Origin of the sequence: Rhizobium cauense (assembly GCF_019511525.1) — a bacterium.
Classification (GTDB): Bacteria; Pseudomonadota; Alphaproteobacteria; order Rhizobiales; family Rhizobiaceae; genus Rhizobium; species Rhizobium cauense.
Genome location: NZ_JAEUAT010000049.1, coordinates 1 through 2791 on the forward strand (window position 1 = coordinate 1; position 2791 = coordinate 2791).

Sequence of the window (2791 nt, forward strand, 5' to 3'; positions counted from 1 at the left end):
GTGAGCGTCCGGCGAAGGCATTTTCGAGTGTCGAGAGCTATTGGCCCCGTTTCATCTCATCGGCCATGACGCGGTCGATCATGTCGGGATCGCATTGTGTGTCGACGAGGAACTCGCGGATACCGCCGTCCCAGGTCCTGATGTCGGCGAGTAGGCTTTGAAGTTCTTCGATGCCATTCTCGGTCAGGCCCTTCGTGCCATCTTCACTGCCATCACTTACGTAAACCAGTTCGCCCTCGGAGATGTTGTCCGAGTTCGCGGTGATTTCCTCGATCAGTTCGAGGTTCTCGCCTACCATGCCGGCGACTTGGTTGAGCGTGTAGATGAACCTTGAGCAAGCCATCAGGCAGCCTCGCACCGAGCGTTTGCCGGCGTCCAGTTCCAGGGCAACAGATCTTCAAGTCGATCCTTGGGATGATCCTGGATCCGGGTCAGGACATCTGTCAGATAGACCTCCGGATTATGGCCTTGCAGTTTGACCGTCTCGATGATGGTCAGAATGTTGGCGATGCGCTCACCGCCCTTGTCCGAGCCGGCAAAAAGCCAGTTTTTCCTTCCGATTCCGAGTGGACGCATGGCTCGTTCAGCGATGTTGTTGTCGATTTCAACACGGCCATCATCGATGTAGACGCTCAAGGCTGCCCATCGCGACAGGGCGTATCGCATCGCCTCGGCCAGCCTCTGTTTCTGTGGCAAAGTCGAGAGCGTGGTTTCGATCCAGGCCTTGAGATCGTCCAGAACTGGTCGGGCATGGTGTTGGCGCAGGGTGCGCCGATCGTCAGCCGACATCCCTCGGATACGGTTCTCGATATCGTAGAGAGCGCCGATGCGCGACAGCCCTTCCTCAGCGATCGGCGACGGCTTCAGCTTGATCACATCATGGAACTTGCGGCGCACATGCGCCATGCAGGCAGCTTCGATGATCTGATTGCCGTAGAGTTTCTTGTAACCCCCGTAGCCATCTGCATGCATGACACCGCTGAAGCTTGCCAGGTGGTCAGCCGGATGCGCGCCCTTGCGGTCAGGGCTGTAGTAATAGCCGATGGCTGCAGGAGTGGCGGATTGATAGCCACTGCCGTCAAAGACGTAGACCCAGACCCTCCCGGTTTTTGTCTTCCCCCGCCCGGGGTCGAGAACATCGACCGGGGTATCGTCCGTATGTATTCGGTCGAGTGCTGCGATATGGGCCCTGATCAACAAGACGAGTGGCGTCAGCAAAGCAGACACGCGGCCGACCCAGTCGGCCATCACGGATCGGGAGATGTCTATCCCCAACCGGTCGTACATCTCGGAGAGGCGATAGAGGGGGATGTGATCGTCGAATTTGGCGATCATGATATGGGCGAGCAGTCCCGGCCCGGGTTTGCCGCGCTCGATCGGCAAGGTCGGCATCTCGCCAGCCACCGTCGTATCGCATTCCCTGCAGATCATGCGCTTTTCGACATGCCGGACAATCTTGACCGACGCCGGCACGTGCTCCAACACCTGGACCACCCTGTCGGCCGCCTTCAAGAACGAGGTGCCACCGCAAGTCGGGCAATTGCAGGGAGCCGCATAGACCAGTTCTTCGGTGGCGAGACCATCGGGCAAGGGCTTGCGCTTCGGCTTCTCGGATGCGTCCTCCAACTCTGGCAGAGGAGTTTTGCCGGAGCGCAGTTCAGCCTCGGCACGGGAGGCCTCAATCTCCTCCAGCATCAGTTCGAACTGCTCTATCTTCCGGTCGATCTTTTCCGAAGAGGCGCCATGCTGCCGATGTCGGAGCAGCTCCAGTTGTGCGCGAAGAAGCCCGATTATGGAGTCACGCTTGATGACCTCGGCTTCCTGGCTCTCAAGCTTCGCCGCCTGTTCGGCGACCAGTGCGCGCAAAGCAGTGAGCTCGTCCTGACTGTCCAGCGGCGCTGTTTCCATACCCGCAAATCTAGCCGATTTGCCTCTGATGCACCAGCGTTATGCCTCGGATGTCCCTGCAAAATATAGCTTTTATCCCGTTCGGCCAGGAGCCGAAGTCCACGCCGGCCGACGCCAGTCGATCCCTTCCACGAGCATGGAAAGCTGCCCCTGAGTCAGGTGCGCGACGCCCTCTTTCGCCGTCGGCCAGGGAAAGTATCCGCGCTCCAAAATCTTGTAGAACAGGCAGAATCCCTGGCCATCCCACCAAAGAAGCTTGATCCGATCAGCGCGCTTTCCGCGGAAGCCGAAGATTGCGCCCGAGCCCGGCGCCTCCTTCACCACCGTCTCCACCAGCGCGGACAAACCATCAATGCCACGCCGCATATCGGTCACCCCACAGGCCAGATAGACCCGCACGTTCCCCGATGGCCCGATCATACCGCCTCCACGCAAGCGACCAGCGGACCAAGCAGCTTCAACTCGACGTCAGCCGGAACCTTCAAGCGCCGACCGTTTCGAAGCAAGATCTCCACGATCGCCGGCCTCGTTGCCGCCGTAGGCGGCTGGCTTACGCCAACCTCCTCGGTGATTTCCACCGGGAGGAACACCGTCGGCCGATCGGCATAGCTGAATGATTGCCGCCATAATCGGATCTGGCCCGGATGAATGTCGTGCCGGCGAGCCACGTCACCAATGCGAGCACCGGGCTCATCAGCTTCCGCCAGTATCCTCAGCTTCGCCTCGTCCGACCAACGCCGTCTGCGCTCGGTACCGGACATGATCTCCATGCGAGCCATGAAACCTCTTTGTTCTGGTATTAATGTCAGCATTAATGCTGGTTCGAATGCCAGAACATCGCCTGATTTGCCCGATCAGCAAAAACAGCTCACCGGACGCTCAC

4 protein-coding genes are annotated in these 2791 nt (G+C 59.2%); all 4 read right to left on the reverse strand.

The features are described from left to right. Positions 1 to 37: 37 nt before the first annotated feature. A complete protein-coding gene (locus JNB88_RS34505) occupies positions 38 to 343 on the reverse strand; it encodes a hypothetical protein (protein ID WP_338111082.1) in 306 nt (101 codons plus the stop codon). Next, positions 343 to 1908, reverse strand: coding sequence for an IS66 family transposase (gene tnpC / locus JNB88_RS33020; RefSeq protein WP_220359154.1), 1566 nt, complete (start codon positions 1906 to 1908; stop codon positions 343 to 345). Before tnpC ends, JNB88_RS34505 begins: the two co-directional genes overlap by 1 nt. A 72-nt stretch (positions 1909 to 1980) precedes the next feature. Continuing rightward, positions 1981 to 2328: an IS66 family insertion sequence element accessory protein TnpB gene (tnpB, locus tag JNB88_RS33025; RefSeq protein ID WP_220359155.1), complete on the reverse strand. Its 348-nt coding sequence runs from the start codon at positions 2326 to 2328 to the stop codon at positions 1981 to 1983. Further along, complete coding sequence (gene tnpA, locus JNB88_RS33030; RefSeq protein WP_220359156.1) at positions 2325 to 2687, reverse strand: IS66-like element accessory protein TnpA; 363 nt, start codon at positions 2685 to 2687, stop codon at positions 2325 to 2327. The genes tnpB and tnpA overlap by 4 nt, the downstream gene beginning before the upstream one ends. Positions 2688 to 2791 lie beyond the last annotated feature (104 nt).